Raw genomic sequence first — 874 nt, 5'->3', positions numbered from 1 at the left:
ATAAGGGAGTTTTGACACACCTTCCTCCTACGATTTGAACCGTTTACTATTCTATTTTCTAAATAATATAGTTTTGACACGCCCTCCATGCACCCATCGGTAAGGGATAAAGAAAGAGGGTATGGCAGGATGCCATACCCTCCTAAATATTTTCTGGTTGCGTGGAGGATGCACCCCCTGATGTTTATTTCACGAGCATCTTTGTTGTTTTCTTGCCACGCTTCACGATGTTCACACCCTTTTGTGGTGCGTTCAGACGGCGGCCCTGCAGGTCGTAATACTCCGCTGCAGTGTCGTCCGACACCGTCGGCGCATCAATGCCAGTAGCTGCTTTATCTGTGAAGTAGCCAGTGGTGCAGTTCGCCATTTCCTTGCCTCTCTTGTTTTCGTCGTAGGGTACGGCACCTACAAGATTAGTGCAGTCTTTAAACATATTCTGACCTTTTTCACATGCTGTTGTCACGAACTTGTTGCTTGCATAGATGGTGATGAGAGCAGTATCGAAGCTGAACATCCAACTCATATCCGTCACGTTCTTAGTATCGAAGTTTGAAAGGTCGAGTGTTGTGAGTGCAGAACAGTCACTGAACATGTTACTCATGTTCGTCACGTTCTGAGTGTCAAAATTTGATACGTCGAGTGTCGTGAGAGCAAAACAGATACTGAACATACAGCGCATGTTCGTCACGTTCTTTGTGTCGAAATTTGAAACGTCGAGTATTGTGAGTGCCTCACAGTTACTGAACATCCAACCCATATTCGTCACGTTCTCTGTGTTCAGATATTCAATACCCTCTATGGTTGTTAAGTTTGTGCAATCATAGAACCATTTGTAGCAACTCGTTGGACGTGCATTAGCAAATGAAGCATCGAA

General features: G+C 44.7%; 1 protein-coding gene. It reads right to left on the bottom strand.

What is annotated here, in order from left to right; all coding sequences use genetic code 11:
* Positions 1-184: 184 nt before the first annotated feature.
* A partial coding sequence (locus tag HMPREF0673_RS14595; RefSeq protein WP_007902197.1) for a BspA family leucine-rich repeat surface protein occupies positions 185-874 on the bottom strand: 690 nt, incomplete at its 5' end.

This window comes from Leyella stercorea DSM 18206 (assembly GCF_000235885.1).
Taxonomy (GTDB): Bacteria; Bacteroidota; Bacteroidia; order Bacteroidales; family Bacteroidaceae; genus Prevotella; species Prevotella stercorea.
Note: the sequence above shows the minus strand (reverse complement) of the source record. Positions and strands in the feature narration are given on the sequence as shown.